The sequence below is a fragment of the Mesorhizobium sp. M1329 genome, assembly GCF_040318035.1.
GTDB lineage: Bacteria > Pseudomonadota > Alphaproteobacteria > Rhizobiales > Rhizobiaceae > Mesorhizobium.
Window position 1 is genome coordinate 1 of sequence record NZ_JAMYLN010000098.1, and the last position, 574, is coordinate 574.

The 574-nt window shown below is 65.9% G+C and carries 1 protein-coding gene; it reads left to right on the forward strand.

Annotated features, from left to right (window positions below):
• Window positions 1-573, forward strand: a 573-nt coding sequence (locus tag NKH21_RS32725; RefSeq protein ID WP_352856100.1) for an EF-Tu C-terminal domain-related protein, incomplete at its 5' end; no start/stop codon positions are given.
• Between the last annotated feature and the right edge of the window lies 1 nt (window position 574).

The window sequence follows — 574 nt, forward strand, 5'->3', positions numbered from 1 at the left end:
CGTCCGCTCGACAAGCCGTTCCTGATGCCGATCGAGGACGTGTTCTCGATCTCGGGCCGCGGCACGGTGGTGACCGGCCGCGTCGAGCGCGGCGTCGTCAAGGTCGGCGAGGAGCTGGAGATCGTCGGCATCCGTCCGACCACCAAGACGACCTGCACGGGCGTCGAGATGTTCCGCAAGCTGCTCGACCAGGGCCAGGCCGGCGACAACATCGGCGCGCTGTTGCGCGGTGTCGACCGTGAGGGCGTCGAGCGCGGCCAGGTCCTGGCCAAGCCCGGCACCGTCAAGCCGCACAAGAAGTTCGTGGCCGAAGCCTACATCCTGACCAAGGACGAGGGCGGCCGCCACACGCCGTTCTTCACCAACTACCGTCCGCAGTTCTATTTCCGCACGACGGACGTGACCGGCATCGTGTCGCTGCCGGAAGGCACCGAGATGGTGATGCCGGGCGACAACATCACCGTCGATGTCGAGCTGATCGTGCCGATCGCCATGGAAGAGAAGCTGCGCTTCGCCATCCGTGAAGGCGGCCGCACCGTCGGTGCCGGCATCGTCGTCACCATCAAAGAGTAAT